We start from the raw sequence: 20563 nt of genomic DNA, 5'->3' as shown, positions 1-20563 counted from the left end.
ATGTATTCAACGAATACATTCATGTGATATGCAGTCGCCGCGAAGCCATTCCCGGAAGCGCGATGGCGGGCGCGCGCGTGACACGCGGGCCGCCATGGATTCAGGACGATTTCTTCAGGTTTTCCACCTGCACGAATCCCACGGCGATCATCTGCGCCAGTTCGCGGCAATGCTGGGCAATGAGCGTTCTGTTGCCCGCGATTTTTACGTATTGCCCATCTATGGCAAGCATCGCAATTCCGTGCATCGCACTCCAGACCTTGAAGGTCAAAGGCTCGACATCCTTTTCGAAAATTCCCTCCAAGGCAAGGGCTTGCGAGAGCAGATCCATCAAGTTGCGAAGCGCTGCTGTCGAATTACTCTCCAGATCTGAATACTCCTGCCGCCGCAAGCTCTTGTACGCAAACATGAGGCGAAACAGATCCGGATTCTCAATTGCAAATTCCACGTAATTGGAAAATATCAAGCCAATGACATCTTCCAGCTTCGTCGGCTGTCCCCGCTTGCGACCCCTCCGCTTCGAGAGATCGACATGTCCGGCGGCAGCCATGGCGGCGAGCAAGGAGTTCTTGTCTCTGTAGTGGTTTCTGATGGCCGCCTGGGAAACGCCTGCGTATTGAGCCACGGCCCTCAGGGTCACTCCTTCTATCCCCTCTTCCCTGAGGATTTTCAATCCACCTTGAATCAGGGCCTCCCTGAGATTCCCGTGGTGATACCCCTGCTTTTCGCCTGCTTCCGAAGAGTTGGAAGATTTTATTTTATTACTTTGCACGAGATTAATTAAAAATATGAGCAAATATGGATGGTAGCACCGCGGCATTAAATACGTCAAGCCATAGAAAAACGCAAAGCACTCAAATGCATTGAGAATTCAATTGAATTGCGATCGAACCCTGCTCTTTATTTCAAAAAAATTGGTTCAATTGGCGAATGATGTCGATCGTCGGCAGGGTTGCGCCTTATCGGCTGCGGCGAATCTGCCCGATCTTCGCCCAGATCGTTTTTGCCAATCGCGGCGAGCGATCTTGCCATTGCCCGCCGTTGAACCAGTCAAGACACTTTGCCCCAGCTCGAGGTCGCGCAGGCGGCAGTCCAACCGCTACCGGCCCGCCACAAGCGATATGCCAAGAAACACAACAGGAGACTTCGCAATGCATAGAAAGGCAACCGTACGCCTCAAATCGGCTTTCGCAGCCGCTGCAACGGCTGCTGCAGCCCTCACAGCCTGTGGAGGATCCGGGAGTTCACCTGCGGGGTTCGGCAACTGGACGCCGGGAAACGGGGCGGTCGATTCCTCCGACAGCAAGGTGGCGGTGGGCTTTTCGGCGATTTCGCCGGACGGCGCGCCCTTCCCCTCCGATCGCTATACCGTCGCCGACGCGCAGCAGTTGTCGGGACGCCGCGTCTCGCTGCCCAAACCGGACTGCGCGGTCCAGGTGAGCGACTGCCAGGACATTGACGAGCTGGGCACGCTCGACGGCTTTTCGATCACGCCTCGCTTCACCGTGCCCTTCACTGGAGACATCGACCCTGCCAGCGTCACCAGCGAGAGCGTCTACCTGGTGCGAGTCGGCGGGGCGGACGGCTGGAGACTGGGCGAGCGCAGCGGCATCAACCAGGTGGCCTGGGACGCACCGTCGCGCACGCTGAGCTTCAAGAGCGACCAGCTGCTCCGCGAGCGAGCGCGCTACGTGCTGGTCGTGACCAACCGGGTCAAGGACTCGGCCGGAAAGCCGCTTGGCCGGGGCGAATGGCTGGATACGTCGAGTGGCATGCCCGTGGGCAGCGCCGCTGATACCGGCAGCTACCGAAACGAGTTGCGCCAGGCATTGGCGCTGCTGCCGTTCGATGCGGCCAAGCCGGTGGCCGCCAGCCTTTTCACAACGCAAACCGCAACCGCCCAGCTGGCCGGCATGGTGAACCTGGTCAAGGCTCGCCCCGCGGCCGGACTCGACTTCATGATCGGCTCGCGCAATGGCGCTACGGTGCGGGCGGTATTCGATGTTGCGAATTTGAGCAGCGGTGTAGTGAAGCGGCAGGTCGGTACGGCACCCACATTCAGCAACAGCACTTTGAGGCTCCAAGCGCTCCAGACGGTGCCCGGTGCGGTGGCGCAGGTGGCCTATGCCAGTTTCCTTTCGCCGAACTTCATCGATACGGCCACAGCCCGCATCACGCCTGTGGGCACCGCAGTGACTCCCCTTCCGCGCGGCGAGCAGGCCACGACGGTACAGATCTTCGTGCCGTCCGGCCCCAAGCCGGCAGGCGGCTGGCCGGTGGTGCTGTTCGGCCACGGCTTCGGCGATTCGATCCAAGGTGCGCCATGGGCAATGGCCTCCGTGTTGGCTTCCTACGGTCTGGCCACTGTGTCGATCAACGTGGTCGGGCATGGAGGCGGCTCGCAAGGCAGCGTGGAAATGACGGGCACCGACGGCAGCGTGATCGCTGTGGCCACGCCGGGCCGCGGCATCGACCAGAACGGAGACGGCAAGATCGACGCCACCGAAGGCAGCACGGCGTCGGCACCCTATGGCGTGATCGGGCCGCGCGACTCGCTGCGGCAGACCGTCGTCGACCTGGCCGAACTGGCACGCCGGTTCAGCAAGGGCGTCGATCTGGACGGCGACGGACAACCTGACTTCGACGGCACCCGCATCTCCTATGCAGGCCAGTCCTTTGGCGGCGTGTACGGCGCGATGCTCCTTGGCGTGGACCCAGGCATCGTTGCCGGCGTACCCAACGTCGGCGGCGGCAGCCTGATCGAGGCCACGCGCAACGGTGAGTTCCGCATCCTGCGTGCCTTCAGCCTGGCCTCCCGCAAGCCGTCGCTCATCAACCTCCCGCCTGCCAATGGCATCCCGCAGTGGGACGACAACCAGCCATTCCGCAACGAGCCGCCACTGACCAGGCATGTGGATGGTGCAATGGCTATTGCCAAGTCCTTCGACAACAGCGAATGGGCACAGCAGGCCGGGGTAGCCACCGCCTACGCGCCGCTTCTGAGATTGCGTCCGCTGCCGGGGCACCAGCCGAAGCCGGTGATCCTGCAGTACGCCAAAGGCGACAACGTCATGAGCAACCCCAGCTCAGCGTGGATCGTGCGCGGAGGCGAACTGAACGATCGAGTCAGCTTCTACCGGCACGACCTGGCACTGGCGGCGAACGCGGCGGTGGGCAGCAACCCGCACGGGTACCTGCTCGAGATCACCAATCCCGCAGCCGCACCCTACGCGCTGCAGGCACAAAGGCAGATCGGCAGCTTCCTGGCAAGTGGCGGTGCGGCCTTCAGCGACGCCGACGGCCCGCAACCTTTCTTCGAACTCGGCCTCGATCCGGCGATTCTGGACAAGCTGAACTTCGTGAAATAGCGCACCGTGTCGGCAGCGCAGGCGATTCTTGCACCGTGATGAGCGCACGCGCGACGCGGCCACTGAGACGCGTCGCCGAGGCGCCAATCAGACCGGGATCAGACTTGAGTCACGCCGTCGATGGGACTCACGTCGCCTACGAACTGCAGCAGGTCGACCATCGTAAAAGTCCCCGGCGTGCGCGAAGGAAGGGTTGGCGTCCACGCGGGGCCCTTCTTCCACAGATAGGACTCATGATCGCCGTGGACCAATCCGATGAAGACCTCCGCCACGATGCGCGCGCCCACAGGCCCCAATCGCTCGCCGCCCTCTCTGACCGACGCTTCCTTGAGGATGTAGTACCACAGGGGCGTCTGCTCATGCAGTCCCTGTGCCTTGGCCACGGCGCCGTCCGTGCCGGACGAGATCTCGGCGCTTGTCAGGGGGTTGGGCACTTCCATCGCCCGTGCCACCGATTGGCCAGAGGGCAGTCCGAGCATCACGCCCCGCTTCAGGTTCAGGAATGGGAGGCTGGCACCGCCGGGCAAGGTGTGCAGAGCCTTCACGATGAAAGGATCGATGCTGCGCGCCTGATTGAGCGTGACCCCTGGCGGGTTGTTGCCGAAATCGTAGAAGCGCCGCCAGTCGATGATCCAGTTGCTGGCAAGCTTGCTGATCGGCGTTGGCGCGGTGAGCGGCTCAGGCGCCAGGTCGCCCACAATGCCGCCGGAAAGGCCGGAGAACGCGAACAGCAGCCCCAGCGAAGCGGGCGCGAGCCCGCCCGGGGTGAAGACCCGGTTATGGCTGTAGACCTCCCGAACCATGCTGTGTCCAAGCCGGTAGGCCGCACCGGAGAACTCCACCGGCATGTAGGGCGTCTTCTTGAATCTGTAGAACTGGCGGCCCTCGTTGAGGATGCGAGCCACGATGCCGTCTTCGGTAAGCCGTTCCACGAAGTCGTGCAGAACGAGCCATTGATAGTGCCAGGTCACCTCGCGCCGGGCCTCGAAGAAGAGCTCGGCGGGCGCAGGCGCCGTCGGCGAGGCCGCCAGCAGATCGACCACCTTGTTGTGGAACTTCATGAAAGCCAGGTGGGTCTGCGCGACCAGCAGGTTCTCGTCGTTGCGGTGGTCGCCGATCAAGGCTTGGCCTTCGGGGCTTCGCGGCAAGTCGTTGGGGAACACACCGGCTATGTCGGTCGCGTTCTGTTGAAAGCCGAGCGTGGTCTTGCCGATCAGCAGCTTCGCGCTGGGTCCGTTGTTGGGGCCGCGGGCATAAAGGTGCGGACTGCCGTCCGGACCGCGCCCATAGATCGAGTCCAGGTCCAGCGCGGGCGTTCTGAAATTCTCCACCGCGGTCGGGTCTTCCAGCTTGTCGCCGATGGAGGTCAGGTCCAGCGTGATGTCGTGATCGACGAACTGGCCCAGGTAGGTGAACCCTGCCGGCACTCGCGGGTTGTTTCCGCCACCAGCCGGACCGGCATCGAGCATTGCATCGGCGAGGGCTCTCAACTTGTCGTCGGCAACCGAGAGCGGCGCGAGCCGCGGGAACATCCTGCCGAACATGCCAGGATCGCCATGCCCTGCGAGCGCATCCAGAGTGGCCTTGGTGGGATGGCGGCCGGCACGGCCGTGCTTGGGATTGACACCGATTTCTTCGGACATGATGGCTTCCTTGCTCCAAGTTGAGCTTCGAGCAACATGATCGAAGCGGATTTGCATCCTACGGAGCACTCGAAAGATTCATATACGCTGCTCGCGGTAGACAGCTCGCCGTAGACAGCTTGCGCTAGACCGGTTGCGCTAGACCGGGATTGCTCGATCGGGGGGCTATGTGCCCGACGGGCCGCGATGCACGCTCATTCCTCGGGCTTGCCGGCTGGTGCATAGCCGCACAGGAACACTTGCAAGGCGCGGCGCGTTGCGTCTCGCAGTTCACGGCGGGTGAATGGCCCCTGAATACCAAGCAGGCTGGGCTTGACAGTTTCCGAATCCAGCAGCGCCATCAGGTGGCTGGCGGCCGTGACGGGGTCCGAAGTTCGCAGGCGGCCCTTGCGCATTTGCCGCTCGAGCAAACCCGCCAGTTCGGCGACGCCCTTCTTGGGCCCGCCTTCATAGAAAAGCCGCCCGATCTCGCTGCGCCCCGCTTCGGCAATCACAGCCCTGTGCGCCTGGATGACTTCTTGCGAACACATCGCGGCCAGGACCTTCTCGCCAAAGCGTTGCAGCACGCGCTCCAGGTTTTCATCGCCCTCCTCGGCCAGCGCCGTGAAGATCGGCTCGAAGTGGGCCTTCGCCGAGGCGTGGATCACGGCAACGAACAGTTCCTCCTTCGACTTGAAGTACCCGTAGAGCGTTGCCCTCGAACCGCCCACGCGAGCGGCAATTTCCACCATCGAGGCTCCCTCGAACCCCAGTTCCCTAAAGACTTCCGATGCCACCTGGACGATGGCATCGCGCTTGGCTTCCGTCTTGACTCGCATCGCGTCTCTCTTTATTTCTATACACAGGTGCTCATTATTGATTGACAAAGCCCTCGAAGTCAAAATACATTTCAGTACATCACTGTCTATTTATGTTCGTTCAACCAACGGCCGGCCATAGCGCCCGGCCCTTCCCCAGGAGAATCGCGATGCGCCCCCCTCTCACCTATGGCCTGACCTTTGCCGCGGCCATCGTGTCCACTTTCCTGCTGGTCGCTTGCGGCAAGCCGCCAGGCGGCCCGCCTCCGGCGCCGGGCACGCCAGAGGTCGGCATCGTCACTGTGCAGCCGCGGCGCGTGGCCATCACGACGGAGCTACCCGGGCGCACCGTGCCCTATCTCATCGCCGACGTGCGCCCGCAGGTCGGCGGCATCGTCAAAGCCCGCAGGTTTCGCGAAGGCAGCGACGTGAAGGCCGGAGAGGCGCTCTACCAGATCGACCCCGCCACGTACAAGGCCACCTACGACAGCAACGTTGCCGCGCTCGCCAAGGCACAAGCCAGCCTCGGCACCACGCGTCTCAAGGCCGGGCGCTACAAGGAACTGGTTGCCATCAAGGCGGTGAGCCAGCAGGACTACGACGACGCGGCCGCCTCGCTGCAGCAGGGCGAGGCCGACGTTGCCGCGGCCAAGGCCAACGTGGAAACGAGCCGCATCAACCTCGCCTATGCACGCATCGACGCACCGATCTCCGGCCGCATCGGCAAGTCGAGCGTCACGCCCGGCGCGCTGGTCACGGCGAGCCAGTCGACCGCACTGGCGACCATCCAGCAGCTCGACCCGATCTACGTCGACCTCACACAGCCCAGCGCCGCGGTGCTCCAGCTCAAGCAGGCAATGGCGCGAGGCGATCTGCAAAAGAGCGGCGCCAATGCCGCACGGGTGCGGCTGCTGCTCGAAGACGGCAGCGCGTATCCGATCGAAGGCAAGCTCGAGTTCTCGGATGTCACGGTGGACCAGAACACCGGTGCCATCACGCTGCGCGCGGTGTTTCCCAACCCCGCTGCCGACCTGCTGCCCGGCATGTATGTGCGAGCCGTACTGCAGGAAGGCGTGAAGGAGCAGGCGCTCATGGTGCCGCAGCAGGCGGTGTCGCGCGACAGCACCGGCAAGCCGACAGCCTATGTGGTGGACGCGCAGAACAAGCTGCAGCGGCGCATGCTCGAGACGGAACGCGCCGTTGGCGACCAGTGGCTGGTGAAGAGCGGCCTCGCGGCCGGCGACAAGCTGGTGGTCGACGGTCAGCAGCGCGCCGCAGCGGGCGTGGAGGTGAAAACGGTGCAATGGATCCCCGGCTCCAAGGCGGGCACCGAAACGGCGAAGGCCGCCCCGTCGGCATCCGCCGGCGCGGCGAACTGATCGAGAGAACGCCATGGCACGCTTCTTCATCGACCGCCCCATCTTCGCGTGGGTTCTCGCCATCATCGTGATGCTGGGCGGCGTCATGTCCATTGCCGCGCTGCCCATTGCGCAGTACCCGAGCATTGCGCCGCCCGCCGTCGCAATCACCGCCAACTACCCCGGCGCTTCCGCCAAGACGCTGGAAGACACCGTCACCCAGATCATCGAACAGAAGATGAAGGGCCTGGACCGGCTGAGCTACATGGCCTCGACCAGCGAGTCGTCGGGCTCGGTCACCATCACGCTCACCTTCGAGAACGGCACCGATCCCGACACCGCGCAGGTGCAGGTGCAGAACAAGCTCTCGCTGGCCACGCCGCTGCTGCCGCAGGAGGTACAGCAGCAAGGCGTCACGGTCACGAAGTCGGCCACCAACTTCCTGAACGTGCTGGCCTTCACCTCGGAAGACGGCAGCATGAACGGCTCCGACCTGTCGGACTACGTGGCCGCCAACGTGCAGGACGCGATCAGCCGCGTGGAGGGCGTGGGCGACACCACCCTCTTCGGTTCGCAGTACGCCATGCGCATCTGGCTCGACCCGAACAAGCTCGCCAACTTCAGTCTCACGCCGCTGGATGTGAAGACAGCGGTCCAGGCGCAGAACGCCCAGGTGTCGGCCGGCCAGCTCGGCGGCATGCCGGCGGCCGGCAGCCAGCAGCTCAACGCGACCATTACCTCGCAAACGCGCCTGAAGACCGCGCAGGAGTTCGAGGACATCCTCCTGCGCACGCAGACCAATGGCGCACAGGTGCGCTTGCGCGACGTGGCTCGCATCGAGCTGGGCAGCGAGTCGTACAACACGGTCGGCCGCTACAACGGCAAGCCGGCCGCGGGCCTGGCCATCAAGCTGGCGGCCGGTGCCAATGCGCTCGACACGGTCAAGGCGGTGGACGCCCGCGTGGCCGAACTCGAGAAGTTCTTTCCGCAGGGCATGAAGGTGCAGAAGCCCTACGACACCACGCCGTTCGTGCGCATCTCCATCGAAGAAGTGATCAAGACGCTGGTGGAAGCCATCGTGCTGGTGTTCCTGGTGATGTACCTCTTTCTCCAGAACTTCCGCGCCACGCTGATCCCGACCATCGCGGTGCCGGTGGTGCTGCTGGGTACCTTCGGCGTGCTGGCGGCCTTCGGCTTCACCATCAACACGCTGACGATGTTCGCGATGGTGCTGGCCATCGGCCTGCTGGTCGACGATGCCATCGTGGTGGTCGAGAACGTCGAGCGCGTGATGACGGAGGAAGGCCTCTCGCCGAAGGAGGCGACGCGAAAGTCGATGGGCCAGATCACCGGCGCGCTGGTCGGCGTGGCCCTGGTGCTGGCGGCGGTGTTCGTGCCGATGGCTTTCTTCGGCGGCTCCACGGGCGTGATCTACCGCCAGTTCTCCATCACCATCGTCTCGGCGATGACGCTGTCGGTGCTGGTGGCGCTGGTGCTCACGCCGGCCTTGTGCGCCACGCTGCTCAAGCCGGTGCCCAAGGGCCATGCGATGGCGAGCACCGGCTTCTTCGGCTGGTTCAATCGCAGCTTTGACCGCGGAAACGGCCGCTACCAGGGCATCGTGCGGCACATGATGGGCAAGGGCTGGCGCTACATGGTGCTGTACGCAGTATTGCTGGCGGCGGTGGTTTTCGGCTTCATGAAGCTGCCGGTGGGCTTTTTGCCGGACGAGGACCAGGGCACGATGTTCGGGCTGGTGCAGCTGCCGCCGGGCGCGACCAATGCGCGCACGGAAGAAGTCATCCGCCAGGTGGAGCAGCACTTCCTGGTCGACCAGAAGGACGCGGTCTCGGGCATCTTCACGGTCGCGGGCTTCAGCTTTGCGGGCAGCGGGCAGAACACGGGTTTCGCCTTCATCAAGCTCAAGCCCTGGGACGAGCGCAAGGGCGAAGCACTGAGCGTGACGGGCGTGGCGGCGAAGGCCGGCGCCTTCTTCAACACCATTCGCGATGCCAAGGTGTTTGCCTTTGCGCCACCGGCCGTGGCGGAGCTCGGCAACGCGACCGGCTTCGACCTGATGCTGCAGGACCGGGCCAACCTGGGGCATGAAGCGCTGATGCAGGCACGCAACCAGTTGCTCGCCACGCTGGGCAATGACAAGCGCCTGGTGGCCGTGCGCCCCAACGGGATGGAGGACACGCCTGAATTCAGGCTCGAGATCGATCCGCACAAGGCGCAGGCCCAGGGTCTCTCGATGGCCGACATCAACGACACCTTCTCGGCCGCATGGGGCAGCAGCTACGTCAACGACTTCATCGACAAAGGCCGCGTGAAGAAGGTGATGCTGCAGGCCGATGCGCAGTACCGCATGCTGCCCGAGGACATCGACCGCTGGTACGTGCGCAACAGCGCCGGAACCATGGTGCCCTTCACCTCGTTCGCCAAGGCGGGCTGGAGCTCGGGCTCGCCGCGCCTGGAGCGCTACAACGGGGTTCCCTCCGTCGAGATCCTGGGCATGGCAATGCCGGGCAGTGCCTCCAGCGGCGAGGCGCTGGCCATCGTCGAGGAGGCGGTGGCCAAGCTGCCCGCGGGCATCGGCTACGAATGGACCGGCCTGTCGCGCCAGGAGAAGGCCTCGAGCGGCCAGACCGGCCTTTTGTACGCGCTGTCCATCCTGATCGTGTTCCTCTGCCTTGCCGCGCTCTACGAGAGCTGGGCGATTCCGTTTTCCGTGATCATGGTGGTGCCGCTCGGCGTGCTGGGGGCGCTGGTCGGCGCGATCCTGACGTGGAAGATGAACGACGTCTATTTCCAGGTGGGCCTGCTCACCACGATCGGCCTCGCATCGAAGAACGCCATCCTGATCGTCGAGTTTGCGAAGGACCTGCACGCACAGGGCAAGGGGCTGGTCGAGTCGGCACTGGAAGCGGCGCGGCTTCGCTTGCGCCCCATTCTCATGACCTCGCTGGCCTTCATCCTCGGCGTGCTGCCGCTGGTGCTGGGAAGCGGCGCCGGAGCCGGCGCGCAGCATGCGCTGGGCACCGCCGTGATCGGCGGCATGCTGTCCGGCACCGTCCTCGCGATCTTCTTCGTGCCTCTTTTCTTCGTGGTGGTGCGCAGCCTGTTCAAGGGCGGCGCCGCTCCGGCCGCCCTGCCCGTGCAACCGGCCGCGGCCGCATCCTGAAATGTCTGCAATGAAACTCCTTCGCTTCACCCCGCTCGCACTGGCTGCCCTGATGGCCGGCTGCAGCCTGATGCCCGCCTACCAGCAGCCGGCGGCCCCGGTGCCCGGCAAGTTCGCCGGCGATGCGAGCGGTAATCCGGCAACCACGCCCGTCGCCGACCTGGGCTGGCGAGACGTATTCACCGATCGCTCGCTGCAGCGCGTGATCGAGACGAGCCTTGCCAACAACCGCGACTTGCGCGTGGCGGTGCTGAACATCGAGAAGGCCCGTGCCCAGTACCGGGTGCAGGACGCGGCGCTTTTTCCCACCGTCAACGCCAGCGCGGGCGGCAGCGGCAGCCGCACCCCGGCCGACCTGTCGTCCACCGGCGCGGCGCTCACGGCTCACCAATACAGCGCATCGCTCGGATTCAGCTCCTACGAGATCGACCTGTTCGGCCGCGTGCGAAGCCTGAGCGCGCAGGCGCTGCAGCAGTTTCTTTCTACGGCCGAGGCGCGGCGCAGCACGCAGATCACGCTCGTGGCCGAGGTGGCGACCAGCTATCTCACGCTCGCCGCCGACCTGGACCGGCTGAAGCTTGCGCACGACACGCTCCAGAGCCAAAGCGATTCGTACCGCCTCAACCAGCGCAGCTTCGAGCTTGGCGCGGCGTCGGCGCTCACGCTGAGCCAGGCGCAGACCAGCTTCGACGCCGCGCGCGTAGACGTCGAGCGCTACACCGCGCAGGTGGCCCAAGACCGCAATGCGCTGACGCTGCTCGTGGGCGCCGAGGTGCCGGAAGACCTGCTGCCGAAAGCCCTGCCCGACACTACGGAAGCAGCGGCGAGCCCGCTGGCCGCCATACCACCTGGGCTGCCCTCGGAACTGCTGCAGCGCCGCCCCGACATCCTGCAGGCCGAACGCGATCTCAAGGCCGCCAATGCCTACATCGGCGCGGCGCGTGCGGCCTTCTATCCGCGCATCAGCCTCACTGCATCGGCCGGCACATCGAGCGACGAGCTCTCCGGCCTATTCAAGGGCGGCTCGGGTAGCTGGAGCTTTGCGCCGCAGGTCACGCTGCCGATCTTCGACGGCGGAGCCAACCGCGCCAACCTCAAGATCGCCACGGTGAGCCGCGACATCTCGGTGGCACAGTACGAGAAGGCCATCCAGACGGCATTCCGCGAGGTTTCGGATGCCCTGGCGCAACGCGGCACACTCGGGCGCCAGCTCGACGCGCAAGAGTCGCTGGTGAATGCCACATCGGACAGCTACCGGCTCTCGCAGGCGCGCTTTCAACGCGGCGTGGACAGCTACCTGAGCGTGCTCGATTCGCAGCGCTCGCTCTACACCGCGCAGCAGAACCTGATCGGCACCCGCCTGTCGCGCCTGACCAACCTGGTGACGTTCTACAAGACACTGGGGGGCGGCTGGAGCGAGACCACGGACACTCCGGTGGCCGCCCAGCATTCGGGCAAGACCTCCTGAGTGAAGGCGCTGCAGTCAGCCGAGCGGCCTCACACCCGCTCGGCGATCACTTCAGCCAGAACACGCATCCCTTGGTCGATCTCCTCGACCGACAGGCTGGCGTACCCCAGGATCAGTCCGGCCGGTCGCGGCTGCGCGCGCAGCTGCGGCCCCGCAAACAACGGCGACACCGCGTAGACCCCCACGCCCTTGGCGCGCACTGCCGCCACCAGTGAGGGCTCGTCCTGCGGCCGCAGGAACGGCAGCCAGAGCACCACATGCAACCCGGCCGCTGCGCCGATGACCGTGGCGCTGGCTGGCAGGTGGTTCGCGATCGCATCGAACAGTGCCGCACGGCGGCGCTCGTGCGCACGGCGCGTGCGCCGCACGTGACGCTCGTAGGCACCGCTGTCGATCAGCGACGCCAGCACACGCTGCTCCAGCACGGGCGCGTGGCGGTCGGCCAGCCGCTTGGCCTGCCTGAACACCGGCACCAGTTCGGGCGGCAGCACCAGGTAGCCCAGCCGGAGCTGCGGCGACAGCGCCTTGGAGAAGGTGCCTATATAGATCGCGCGGCCATCGGTGTCTATGGACTGCAGCGCGTCGATTGGCCGCTGGCCGTAGCGAAACTCCCCGTCGTAGTCGTCCTCGATCACCCAGGCGCGGTGCGTTCGTGCCCAACGGAGCAGCTCCAGGCGCCGGCCGATGGGCAGCACGCCGCCCAGCGGAAACTGGTGCGAGGGCGTCACGTAGGCCAGGCGGGTGCGGTCGTCGTTCGGCAGCATGGCGGTGTTCAGGCCCTGCGCATCCACCGGTATCGCCAAGGCCTCGGCGCCCGTGGCCTCGAAGCACCGGCGCGCCATCAGGTAGCCGGGCTCCTCGAACACGAACGCGTCGCCGGCATTCAGCAACAGCCGCGCACACAGGTCGATGGCCTGCTGTGAGCCGTGCACCACAAGAATCTGCTCTGCATCGCAGGCCAGGCTCCGCGCGCGCCGGAGGTAGCCCTGCAGCGAGCGTCTCAGCGATGCGTCGCCTTCGGGCGCAACGTAGTAGAGCCTGCGTTGATGGCGCAGCAGTTCGGCCTGGTAGGCACGGCGCCAGGCGAGCGCCGGAAAATCGCGGGTCGCCACCGCGCCATAGAGAAAATCGATGCGGCAAGGTTCCGCAGGCGCAAGCCCGGGCATGTCGGCTGCCGACACGCGGCGGCCGAAGTCCGAAAGAGTCGGCGCACTCGTGCTTTGCCGTTTCGGTTTCGCGTCGGACGATGCGGGAGCAGCCAGCGGACTTGCAACGCGGGCGACGCGACCGACAGACGTGGCAAGGAAGCCCTCGGCTGCGAGCTGCTCGTAGGCGGCGGTGACCGTGGTGCGCGACACCCCCAGGTCGGCCGCCAAGGCACGCGTGGACGGCACCTGTGCGCCGGCGGAGAGCGTGCCGTCGGCGATCTGCGAACGCAGGAGATCGTAGATGTGGCGGCCGGCTCTTTTTGCACTGGCACCTGGGCTTGGCGGCATATGAAACTGGTCCATGCAAAAGGAGTTGAACTGGACCTTCTCATTGTGCCGGTTTCACGCGACAGTTCTGTCTGCCCACACCATTTCCACCCTGACCCGATGTACATCCCCACGCACTTTGCCGAATCAAGACCCGAGGAACTCCAGCGCATCATCCGCGAGCATCCGCTGGGCGCGTTGGTCACGCATGGGAGCACCGGCCTGGATGCCGATCACCTTCCCTTCGAGTTCGATCCCGAGGCCGGAACGCATGGCTTGCTGTCGGCGCATGTCGCTCGCGCCAACCCGCTGTGGCAGCGCTGCCCCACGGGAACTCCCGTGATGGTCGTCTTCGGCGGCGCCCAGGCCTACATCTCACCCAGTTGGTACCCGTCCAAGCACGAGGCGCACCACCAGGTGCCGACCTGGAACTACGAAGTGGTGCACGCGCACGGCGTGCTCACCGTGCATGACGACGAGCGCTTCGCGCGCCGCATCATCGCGCGCCTGACGCGGCGCCACGAGGCGGGCGAACCCAGCCCCTGGAAGATGGGCGACTCCGCACCCGGGTACATCGACAGCATGGTGCGCAGCATCGTGGGCATCGAAATTGCCATCACCTCGCTGGTGGGCAAGTCCAAGCTCAGCCAGAACAAGGAAGCGCGCGACCGGCTCGGCGCCGCAGACACGCTCGAGGCGCGCGGGCACGAGGAACTGGGGGCATTGATGCGAAAGGCTGGCGGACCCAGTTGAGGAGGCCTGCCGATCAAGGCACTGAGAAGGTGTGCGCAGAGAAAGCGCCTGCGCACATCGGTCCGTCGGCTTTCGCGATCAGGGCTTCGCAGGCTTCACGGCACCGTCCCAGTGCTCGACGATCTTGCCGTTTTCGAGGCGGAACATGTCGAACCAGGTGGTCGTGTATTTGCGCGTTGCGTCCTGCGGCTCGGGGTACTCGCGCACGAAGCTCAGGATCACGAGGTCGCGCTCGGCGACGATCGAGACCAGCGGCGCCTTGATGCGGGCTTCTACCGGCAGAGGCGTCGGGGTCCGTCGCGAGACGAATCCCACCATGGCCGCACGGCCGGTGGGCACGTTGGGGTTGTGCTGGATGTAGGACTCGGCAACGTACTTGTCCGCCTGCGCCACCTGGCCCGCCTCGAAGACCTCACGCCAGAAGTCGTAGACCAGCCGCTTGTTCGCCCGCAGCATCGGATCGGCGCTTGCGAGAAGCGCCTCCTGATCTGCGGCCGGCTGAACCGGGACCTGTGCTGCCGCAGCGAGCGGCAAGATGGCGGCAAGCGCAAAGAGAAGACCTGCGAACAGAGGATTTTTCATGGTTCGAGACGGTTGTTAAGGGCGCTGGACTGCAGCCGTTATAGACGATCAGCACTGGCTTTGTGCTCAAAAACGCCAATGAAGAGATTCTGAAAACCTCTCAAAAGCTCTCCGGGCACCGCGTGACTTGTACTGGCGGAGCAGCATCGCCGGTCACCAGCTGCCGATGTCAAATTCCGCTGAACCAGTTGTATCCCTGATCTTCCCAATAACCCCCCGGATTCGTGTTGGTCACGAAGATCGCAGCGACGTGCTTTGCACTCTTGAATCCGAGCTTGGTCGGAACACTCAGCCGCAGGGGAAAACCGTTGGCCGTCGGCAGCGCTTCGTCCCCGAAGTCAAGGGCAAGCAACGTTTGCGGGTGCAGCGCGCTGGCCATGTCGAGGCTCGAGTGATAGCGGTCGGTGCATTTGAAGCCGACGAAGCGCGCCGTCGTGTCCGCGCCGATGCGCTGCAGGAATGTCTTGAGCGGCACGCCGCCCCAGTCGCCGATGGCGCTCCAGCCCTCGATGCAAATATGGCGCGTGATCTGCCGCGCTTGCGGCAAGCTACGCAGGCGCTCTACGGTCCAAGCCGTCTTGTCAGTGACAAGTCCGGAGACTTCAAGCCGCCAGTTCGACAAGTCGACCTGGGGCGCATCGAACTCTGGGTAGAACGCATTGAACGGGAACGGCATCGTGACCTGGTTCGGCGCATAGGTCGGCGCGAGGCGGCTGCCGCTGAAGAGTCGGGCCTGCACGCGGTCGTTCCAGCGCGACAGCGCCCACAGGGCCTTGTCGACCTGGTCGTTGTCCTGCAGGTTGCAGCCGGACAGCATCGAGAGCGCGCCAATCGACAGCGACGAGCGCAAGAAAAGCCGCCGCTCGAGGTTCGCGATCTGCTTCTTGTGGTCAGAGAGATTGATCATGGTGCGGTACTGTGAGAGGCCCGCGCACGTCCGATAACCATCGGCAGCAGCGTGCGCGGAACGAGAAGGACGAGCAGCAGATGGATCGCGATGAAGCCGACGATGCCAGCCATTGCCGCGAAATGCACCTTGCGCGCGAAATCAAAGCCACCAAAAAGGCCGGCCAGCCATGCCAGCTGAACAGGCTTCCAGATTGCCACCCCCGATGCGACGACGAGCACGCCAAGCAGCAGCACGATGACATAGGCGAAGCGCTGCACCGCGTTGTAGCGGCCGGCTTCGTGCGGGAGCCGTAACGCCAGCGCACGTCCTGTGTCGCGCAGCAACTCGCTGGCGCGAATCGGGAAAAACTCCCGACGAAAATGACCGCTGGCAATGCCGTAGAGCAAGTACAGCAGGCCGTTCGCGACGAGCAGCCACATGGCCGCAAGGTGCCACGCAATGGCGCCACCGAGCCAACCCCCAAGCGTCATCCAGGCCGGGAATTGGAAGGGCAGGATCGGCGACGCGTTGTAGATCGTCCAACCGCTCATCAGCATGCAGGTCATGGCGAACGCATTGACCCAATGGGCGGCGCGCACCGCCAGCGGATGAATCATCTTGCTCTTCATCGTCACATCGGCGGCGTCACGCCGTCCTTGCCCGCGGAGATGAAGCTTGCAGACAGGCTTGAATCAGCTTCCTTCTTCGCAAACAACACGACCTTGGTACCCACCGTGAGCAATGAGCGATCGCCAGGTTCGAGGTTGACGATCGGCACGTCGTCCGGCACGACGATCTTCTTCTCGCCGCCCTTGTACTTGAGAGTCAGGGTCCGGCCGTTGGCCGCGACGAGGTCCCCGACCGTGCCGTTGGTCATGGTGCTCTTGGGTGCTAGATCCCAGGCACGGTGACCATCACCGGTGCCCGCCATCGCGGGCGGGAACACATGCACTTCAAGCGCTTTCAAAGAACCGTCGGGCAGCGGAGTCGCCGCCGTTCCGATGTAGCTGCCGGGTTTGATGTCGGTCAACTTGGCGAGCGTGACCGCGCGAACCTGAGTGCTGCTGTTGATCTTGACCGTCAGGTCTTCGCCGCGGTTGGTACGGACTTTGATCGAATCGTCGCTGACGGCGGTGATCGCGCCGCGCACACCAACCGGGGGCGGGGTCTGCGCGAGCGCGGAGTAGCTGGCGCCAAGCAGGCCGGCCGTCATCAATGCCGGGAGGGCGAAGGTCCGAAAAAGTTTTCCGAGTCTGGTGTTCATGGATGGCCGTAGTAAGTGAAGACAAGCCACTCTAGGGATCGCCCGAGCTCAGGGGCATGGCATTTGGATGACAAAAAAGTCATGAATCGGCGCCGCGCTGCGAGAGAGAATGGTGGACACACTCCAATGAGCATCCTTGTCATCGAAGACGACCCGAAGACGGGCGACTACCTCAAAAAGGGCCTGAAGGAAAGCGGCTACGCCGTCGACCTTGCGCGCACCGGAACGGATGGGCTGCACATGGCGCTTGAACACGCCTATGACCTCGTCGTGCTTGACGTGATGCTGCCCGGCATCGACGGCTGGCAGATCATGCAGGCCTTGCGCGACAAGCGGGACCTGCCTGTGCTCTTTCTCACCGCGCGCGACCGCCTGGACGACCGCATCCGCGGCCTTGAACTCGGCGCCGACGACTATCTCGTCAAGCCCTTCTCGTTCACCGAACTGGTGCTGCGCATTCGCACGCTGCTGCGTCGGGGCATCGTGCGCGAAGCCGAGTTCTACGAGTTCGCAGACCTGAAGGTTGACGTCCTGCGCCGCAAGGTCACGCGCGAAGGCAAGGAGATCGCGCTGACGAACAAGGAGTTCCTTCTGCTGCAACTGCTGATCAAGCGGCAGAGCGAGGCGCTCTCGCGCACTCTGATCGCGTCAGAAGTGTGGGACATGAACTTCGACAGCGACACCAATGTCGTGGACGTCGCAATCAAGCGCCTTCGCGCGAAGATCGATCAGCCGTTCGAGAAAAAGCTGATCCACACGGTGCGCAGCATCGGCTATTCGTTCGGCGACGCGCCATGAGGTGGCTGCCGCGATCGCTGGCGGTGCGAGCCACGTTGCTGCTTGCTCTGATCGCTTGCACGGTCACCGGCATGCTCGGCGCCTACTTTTTTTATTCCGCGAGGTCGGCGATCACCGAGCAACTGGACACGCGGCTGATCGGACGCGTCGAGCACTTCCGCCGCCTGGTAGGCAACGTGCAGACGATCTCCGACCTGCACGAGCGACCTTCTCTGTTCACGGCCATGCTCGGTGCCGAGAGCGATGTGCTGCTGCTGCGTCGCCCCGGCGAAGCGCCTTTCATCGACGTCAACCCCCGCCGTTTTCCCGTGCCCGGCTCGCTCGTCGCAGTCTCGGCCGACCGCGATCTGGCGATCGGGAACGTACTGAACATGCCGATGGCGGATGGCGTGCCGATGCATTGGGTTGCGGCGCTCGCGCGTTCAGGCCGCAATGGCGATATGGTGGAGGTGGTGGCCGGCCACCCACTGACCACCGAGGTGAAGATGATTCGCGCCAATCGAGATCGCGTAGTCCTCAGCGCCATCATCGCGATGCTCGCTTCGACCATTCTTGCGTATCTGGTGCTGCGGCACGGCCTGAGGCCGCTGCACCGGGTTGCCGGGAAGGCGGCGTTGATCAACCCGATCAATCTCGCCATACGCCTGCCAGAGCATGACGCGCCGCTCGAAGTGCAGCATATGGTGGTCGCGTTCAACGCCATGCTTGACCGCATTGCCATCGGCTATGAGCGTCTTTCACAATTCTCTGCCGATCTCGCGCACGAAATCCGCACTCCCGTCGGCGCGCTGATCGGACAGACGCAAGTCGCGCTGCAACGGGCTCGCAGCGCCGATGAGTACCAGCAGCTTCTTGAATCGAACCTCGAAGAGTTGAACCGGTTACGCCAGATTGCGGAGAACATCCTGTTCCTCGCGCAAGCCGACCATGCATCGCTGACGATCGAGCGAACTCCGATTGCGCTGCATGCCGAGCTTGAGAAGATCGCCGAGTACTTCGAGGGCCCTGCCGATGAGAACGGGCTTCGCTTCGAAGTGCAAGCCAGCGGTATGGCCTTCGTCAATGCAGCGCTGTGCCGGCGCGCGGTCAACAATCTCGTCGTGAATGCAGTGCGCCACGGCACACCGGGGACGATCGTGCGGCTGATCGGTGTGCAAGACGGCGGCACGGCGACGATAGCTGTCGAGAACGAAGGCGTGCCGGTCCCGCCCGAACAGCTCGGACGTCTGTTCGACCGCTTCTACCGAGGCGACGCAGCACGCAGGCACACCGAATCCAACGGCCTCGGGCTCGCGATCGTCAAGGCGATCATGGCCTTGCACGGCGGCGAAGTGTCCGCCTCATGCCCTATGCCCGGCTTGATGCGGTTCGAGTTGCGCTTTCCCGCGATGACCGGGTGAGCGCCGCAGGTCCTCCCCTTGGGTCGGCTCCGTCGGTGCCCAGTAACGGCTGACCATCACGCAGGCAAAAAAGGCAAGAGGAACAGTAACCAAGGCCGGCGGATCGATCGGGAACACAGGGCTTGCGTGCCCAAGCACCTTGACCCAGATCGCCGGGCCAAGCACTGTAAGCAGCAGCGAAGACAGCAGCCCCACGCTCCCCCCTACCACCGCACCGGTGGCTGTCAGGCGATTCCAGTAGATCGCAAGTATCAGCACGGGAAATGTCGACGAGCAGGCGATCGAGAACGCCAGGCTGATCATGTAGGCGACGTTCTGCCCCTTGAACGCAATGCCGAGCGCAATCGCAAAGACACCGAGCGCAATCGTGGCCAAACGAACGATCCGGATTTCATCCCGAGCATCGGCCGTCTTGTGCCGAAACAGTGCGCCATAGATGTCGTGGCTGATCGCCGAAGCGCCAGACAGTGTCAGGCCGGCAACCACCGCCAGGATGGTGGCAAATGCGACGGCGGAAACCAGCCCGAACATGATTTCACCGCCAAGGATATGAGACAGATGCAGTGCAGCCGTATTGCTGCCGCCGATCAGCAAGCCTTTCGCGTCCATGTATTCCGGATGCATGCGAAGCAAGGCAAGCGCGCCGAAGCCGATGATGAAAATCATGGCGTAGAAGCAGTTCATGAAGATGGTTGCCCAGAGAACCGACGTGCGTGCAGCCTTGGCATCGGGCACGGTAAAAAAGCGCATCAGCACATGCGGCAGGCCCGCGGTACCAAGCATCAGTGCAATACCGAGCGAAAGCCCCGACAGCGGATCCTTGGCAAACGCCGTCGGCGAGAGGATGGCGTCCTTTCCTGGGTGCACCTCGACCGCCTTGCGAAGCAACGCGCCCATGCTGAAGCCAAACTGCTGCCACACCAGGAACGTGATTGCCGCTCCAACGCCCAGCATCAGCACGGCCTTGATGATCTGGACCCACGTCGTGGCCATCATTCCACCAAAGACGACGTACAGCACCATCAACACGCCGACCAGCACGATGGCGAGGGTGTAATCAATGCCGAAGAGCAACTGAATCAACTGCCCCGCGCCGACCATCTGGGCGATGAGGTAGAACGCCACAATGATCAGCGAGGCGCACGCGGAAAACACCCGTATGGCACTGCCACTGAGCCGTGAACAAACGACATCGGTGAAGGTGAATTTTCCCAACTGGCGCAGCTTTCCCGCCATCAGGAACACAACGATCGGCAAACCCGTCGTGTAGCCGATGGCGTAGATCAGGCCGTCGAACCCGCTCGAGAAGACCAGCGCGGTCAAGCCGAGAAAGGCGCCGGCAGACAAGGCATCGCCGGTGATCGCCAGTCCGTTCTGGAACCCGGAGATGCGTCCTCCCGCCGCGTAGAAGTCGCTGGTCGATGAGGTGCGGCGCGCGGCCCACCATGTGATGGCAAGCGTGATCGAAATCACTGCGAGAAAAAGCAACACAGAGGTTGCGGAGGGAGAGCCGATGCTCCCCCCCGCCGCCAACGCATGGGTCGCCGAAGCCGAAGCTGCGAACGCAGCAATCAATTTCTTCAT

At 64.1% G+C, this 20563-nt stretch carries 16 protein-coding genes; 7 read left to right on the top strand and 9 right to left on the bottom strand.

Going from position 1 to position 20563, the window contains the following annotated elements; genetic code table 11:
* Positions 1–100: 100 nt before the first annotated feature.
* The gene (locus V9L21_RS15325) at positions 101–772 is read right to left on the bottom strand and encodes a TetR/AcrR family transcriptional regulator (protein WP_337313212.1); all 672 of its coding nucleotides are present in this window, start codon (positions 770–772) and stop codon (positions 101–103) included.
* A gap of 379 nt (positions 773–1151) precedes the next feature.
* Between V9L21_RS15325 and V9L21_RS15320 the strand changes: the two genes are divergently transcribed.
* Positions 1152–3368: an Ig-like domain-containing protein gene (locus V9L21_RS15320; protein WP_337313210.1), complete on the top strand. Its 2217-nt coding sequence runs from the start codon at positions 1152–1154 to the stop codon at positions 3366–3368.
* Between the two features lie 98 nt (positions 3369–3466).
* Here the strand turns inward: V9L21_RS15320 and V9L21_RS15315 are convergent, their stop codons facing one another.
* A complete protein-coding gene (locus tag V9L21_RS15315) occupies positions 3467–5068 on the bottom strand; it encodes a peroxidase family protein (protein ID WP_337313208.1) in 1602 nt (533 codons plus the stop codon).
* A gap of 137 nt (positions 5069–5205) precedes the next feature.
* Positions 5206–5829 (bottom strand): TetR/AcrR family transcriptional regulator, encoded by a 624-nt coding sequence (locus tag V9L21_RS15310; RefSeq protein WP_337313206.1) that lies wholly within the window; start codon positions 5827–5829, stop codon positions 5206–5208.
* A gap of 149 nt (positions 5830–5978) precedes the next feature.
* On the opposite strand from V9L21_RS15310, the gene V9L21_RS15305 reads away from it, so the two are divergent.
* Genes V9L21_RS15305 through adeC form a run of 3 tightly spaced genes read left to right on the top strand, consistent with a single transcriptional unit; the run spans position 5979 to position 11818 of the window.
* A complete protein-coding gene (locus tag V9L21_RS15305; RefSeq protein WP_337313204.1) occupies positions 5979–7187 on the top strand; it encodes an efflux RND transporter periplasmic adaptor subunit in 1209 nt (402 codons plus the stop codon).
* Between the two features lie 13 nt (positions 7188–7200).
* On the top strand, positions 7201–10350 hold the full coding sequence (locus V9L21_RS15300; protein ID WP_337313202.1) for an efflux RND transporter permease subunit: 3150 nt from the start codon (positions 7201–7203) through the stop codon (positions 10348–10350).
* Between the two features lie 10 nt (positions 10351–10360).
* Positions 10361–11818 carry an AdeC/AdeK/OprM family multidrug efflux complex outer membrane factor gene (gene adeC, locus V9L21_RS15295; RefSeq protein WP_337313200.1) on the top strand — a complete coding sequence of 486 codons (1458 nt, stop codon included), beginning with the start codon at positions 10361–10363 and terminating at the stop codon, positions 11816–11818.
* Positions 11819–11847: 29 nt separating this feature from the next.
* Here adeC and pdxR read toward each other — a convergent pair whose 3' ends face one another.
* A complete protein-coding gene (gene pdxR / locus V9L21_RS15290; RefSeq protein WP_443304950.1) occupies positions 11848–13329 on the bottom strand; it encodes a MocR-like pyridoxine biosynthesis transcription factor PdxR in 1482 nt (493 codons plus the stop codon).
* Positions 13330–13413: 84 nt separating this feature from the next.
* Between pdxR and V9L21_RS15285 the strand changes: the two genes are divergently transcribed.
* Positions 13414–14046: an FMN-binding negative transcriptional regulator gene (locus tag V9L21_RS15285; protein ID WP_337313196.1), complete on the top strand. Its 633-nt coding sequence runs from the start codon at positions 13414–13416 to the stop codon at positions 14044–14046.
* Between the two features lie 78 nt (positions 14047–14124).
* On the opposite strand, the gene V9L21_RS15280 is transcribed toward V9L21_RS15285, so the two are convergent.
* The 4 genes from V9L21_RS15280 to V9L21_RS15265 form a co-directional block, all read right to left on the bottom strand.
* Positions 14125–14628, bottom strand: coding sequence for a nuclear transport factor 2 family protein (locus V9L21_RS15280; protein ID WP_337313194.1), 504 nt, complete (start codon positions 14626–14628; stop codon positions 14125–14127).
* 169 nt (positions 14629–14797) lie between these two features.
* Entirely contained in the window at positions 14798–15535 is a 738-nt protein-coding gene (locus V9L21_RS15275) for a molybdopterin-dependent oxidoreductase (protein ID WP_337313192.1), read from the bottom strand.
* On the bottom strand, positions 15532–16146 hold the full coding sequence (locus tag V9L21_RS15270; RefSeq protein ID WP_337313191.1) for a cytochrome b/b6 domain-containing protein: 615 nt from the start codon (positions 16144–16146) through the stop codon (positions 15532–15534). Before V9L21_RS15270 ends, V9L21_RS15275 begins: the two co-directional genes overlap by 4 nt.
* Positions 16147–16148: 2 nt before the next feature.
* Positions 16149–16781, bottom strand: a complete 633-nt coding sequence (locus V9L21_RS15265; RefSeq protein WP_337313190.1) for a DUF5666 domain-containing protein — start codon at positions 16779–16781, stop codon at positions 16149–16151.
* 126 nt (positions 16782–16907) lie between these two features.
* Between V9L21_RS15265 and V9L21_RS15260 the strand changes: the two genes are divergently transcribed.
* The gene (locus tag V9L21_RS15260) at positions 16908–17579 is read left to right on the top strand and encodes a heavy metal response regulator transcription factor (RefSeq protein WP_337313188.1); all 672 of its coding nucleotides are present in this window, start codon (positions 16908–16910) and stop codon (positions 17577–17579) included.
* Positions 17576–18979: a heavy metal sensor histidine kinase gene (locus V9L21_RS15255; RefSeq protein WP_337313186.1), complete on the top strand. Its 1404-nt coding sequence runs from the start codon at positions 17576–17578 to the stop codon at positions 18977–18979. The genes V9L21_RS15260 and V9L21_RS15255 overlap by 4 nt, the downstream gene beginning before the upstream one ends.
* On the opposite strand, the gene V9L21_RS15250 is transcribed toward V9L21_RS15255, so the two are convergent.
* Positions 18920–20563, bottom strand: coding sequence for a sodium:solute symporter family transporter (locus V9L21_RS15250; protein ID WP_337313184.1), 1644 nt, complete (start codon positions 20561–20563; stop codon positions 18920–18922). The genes V9L21_RS15255 and V9L21_RS15250 overlap by 60 nt on opposite strands.

The organism is Variovorax sp. CCNWLW235 (genome assembly GCF_037204085.1).
Lineage (GTDB): Bacteria > Pseudomonadota > Gammaproteobacteria > Burkholderiales > Burkholderiaceae_C > Variovorax.
Note: the sequence above shows the minus strand (reverse complement) of the source record. Positions and strands in the feature narration are given on the sequence as shown.

Bases quoted from the DNA above. Each gene is read 5' to 3' on its own strand.
- V9L21_RS15320 (WP_337313210.1), top strand. From the start codon at position 1,152: ATGCATAGAAAGGCAACCGTACGCCTCAAATCGGCTTTCGCAGCCGCT.
- V9L21_RS15275 (WP_337313192.1), bottom strand. From the start codon at position 15,535: ATGATCAATCTCTCTGACCACAAGAAGCAGATCGCGAACCTCGAGCGG.
- V9L21_RS15255 (WP_337313186.1), top strand. From the start codon at position 17,576: ATGAGGTGGCTGCCGCGATCGCTGGCGGTGCGAGCCACGTTGCTGCTT.
- V9L21_RS15265 (WP_337313190.1), bottom strand. From the start codon at position 16,781: ATGAACACCAGACTCGGAAAACTTTTTCGGACCTTCGCCCTCCCGGCA.
- V9L21_RS15285 (WP_337313196.1), top strand. From the start codon at position 13,414: ATGTACATCCCCACGCACTTTGCCGAATCAAGACCCGAGGAACTCCAG.
- V9L21_RS15315 (WP_337313208.1), bottom strand. From the start codon at position 5,068: ATGCAAATCCGCTTCGATCATGTTGCTCGAAGCTCAACTTGGAGCAAG.
- pdxR (WP_443304950.1), bottom strand. From the start codon at position 13,329: ATGGACCAGTTTCATATGCCGCCAAGCCCAGGTGCCAGTGCAAAAAGA.
- V9L21_RS15305 (WP_337313204.1), top strand. From the start codon at position 5,979: ATGCGCCCCCCTCTCACCTATGGCCTGACCTTTGCCGCGGCCATCGTG.
- V9L21_RS15310 (WP_337313206.1), bottom strand. From the start codon at position 5,829: ATGCGAGTCAAGACGGAAGCCAAGCGCGATGCCATCGTCCAGGTGGCA.
- V9L21_RS15250 (WP_337313184.1), bottom strand. From the start codon at position 20,563: ATGAAGAAATTGATTGCTGCGTTCGCAGCTTCGGCTTCGGCGACCCAT.
- V9L21_RS15260 (WP_337313188.1), top strand. From the start codon at position 16,908: ATGAGCATCCTTGTCATCGAAGACGACCCGAAGACGGGCGACTACCTC.
- adeC (WP_337313200.1), top strand. From the start codon at position 10,361: ATGAAACTCCTTCGCTTCACCCCGCTCGCACTGGCTGCCCTGATGGCC.
- V9L21_RS15300 (WP_337313202.1), top strand. From the start codon at position 7,201: ATGGCACGCTTCTTCATCGACCGCCCCATCTTCGCGTGGGTTCTCGCC.
- V9L21_RS15270 (WP_337313191.1), bottom strand. From the start codon at position 16,146: ATGAAGAGCAAGATGATTCATCCGCTGGCGGTGCGCGCCGCCCATTGG.
- V9L21_RS15280 (WP_337313194.1), bottom strand. From the start codon at position 14,628: ATGAAAAATCCTCTGTTCGCAGGTCTTCTCTTTGCGCTTGCCGCCATC.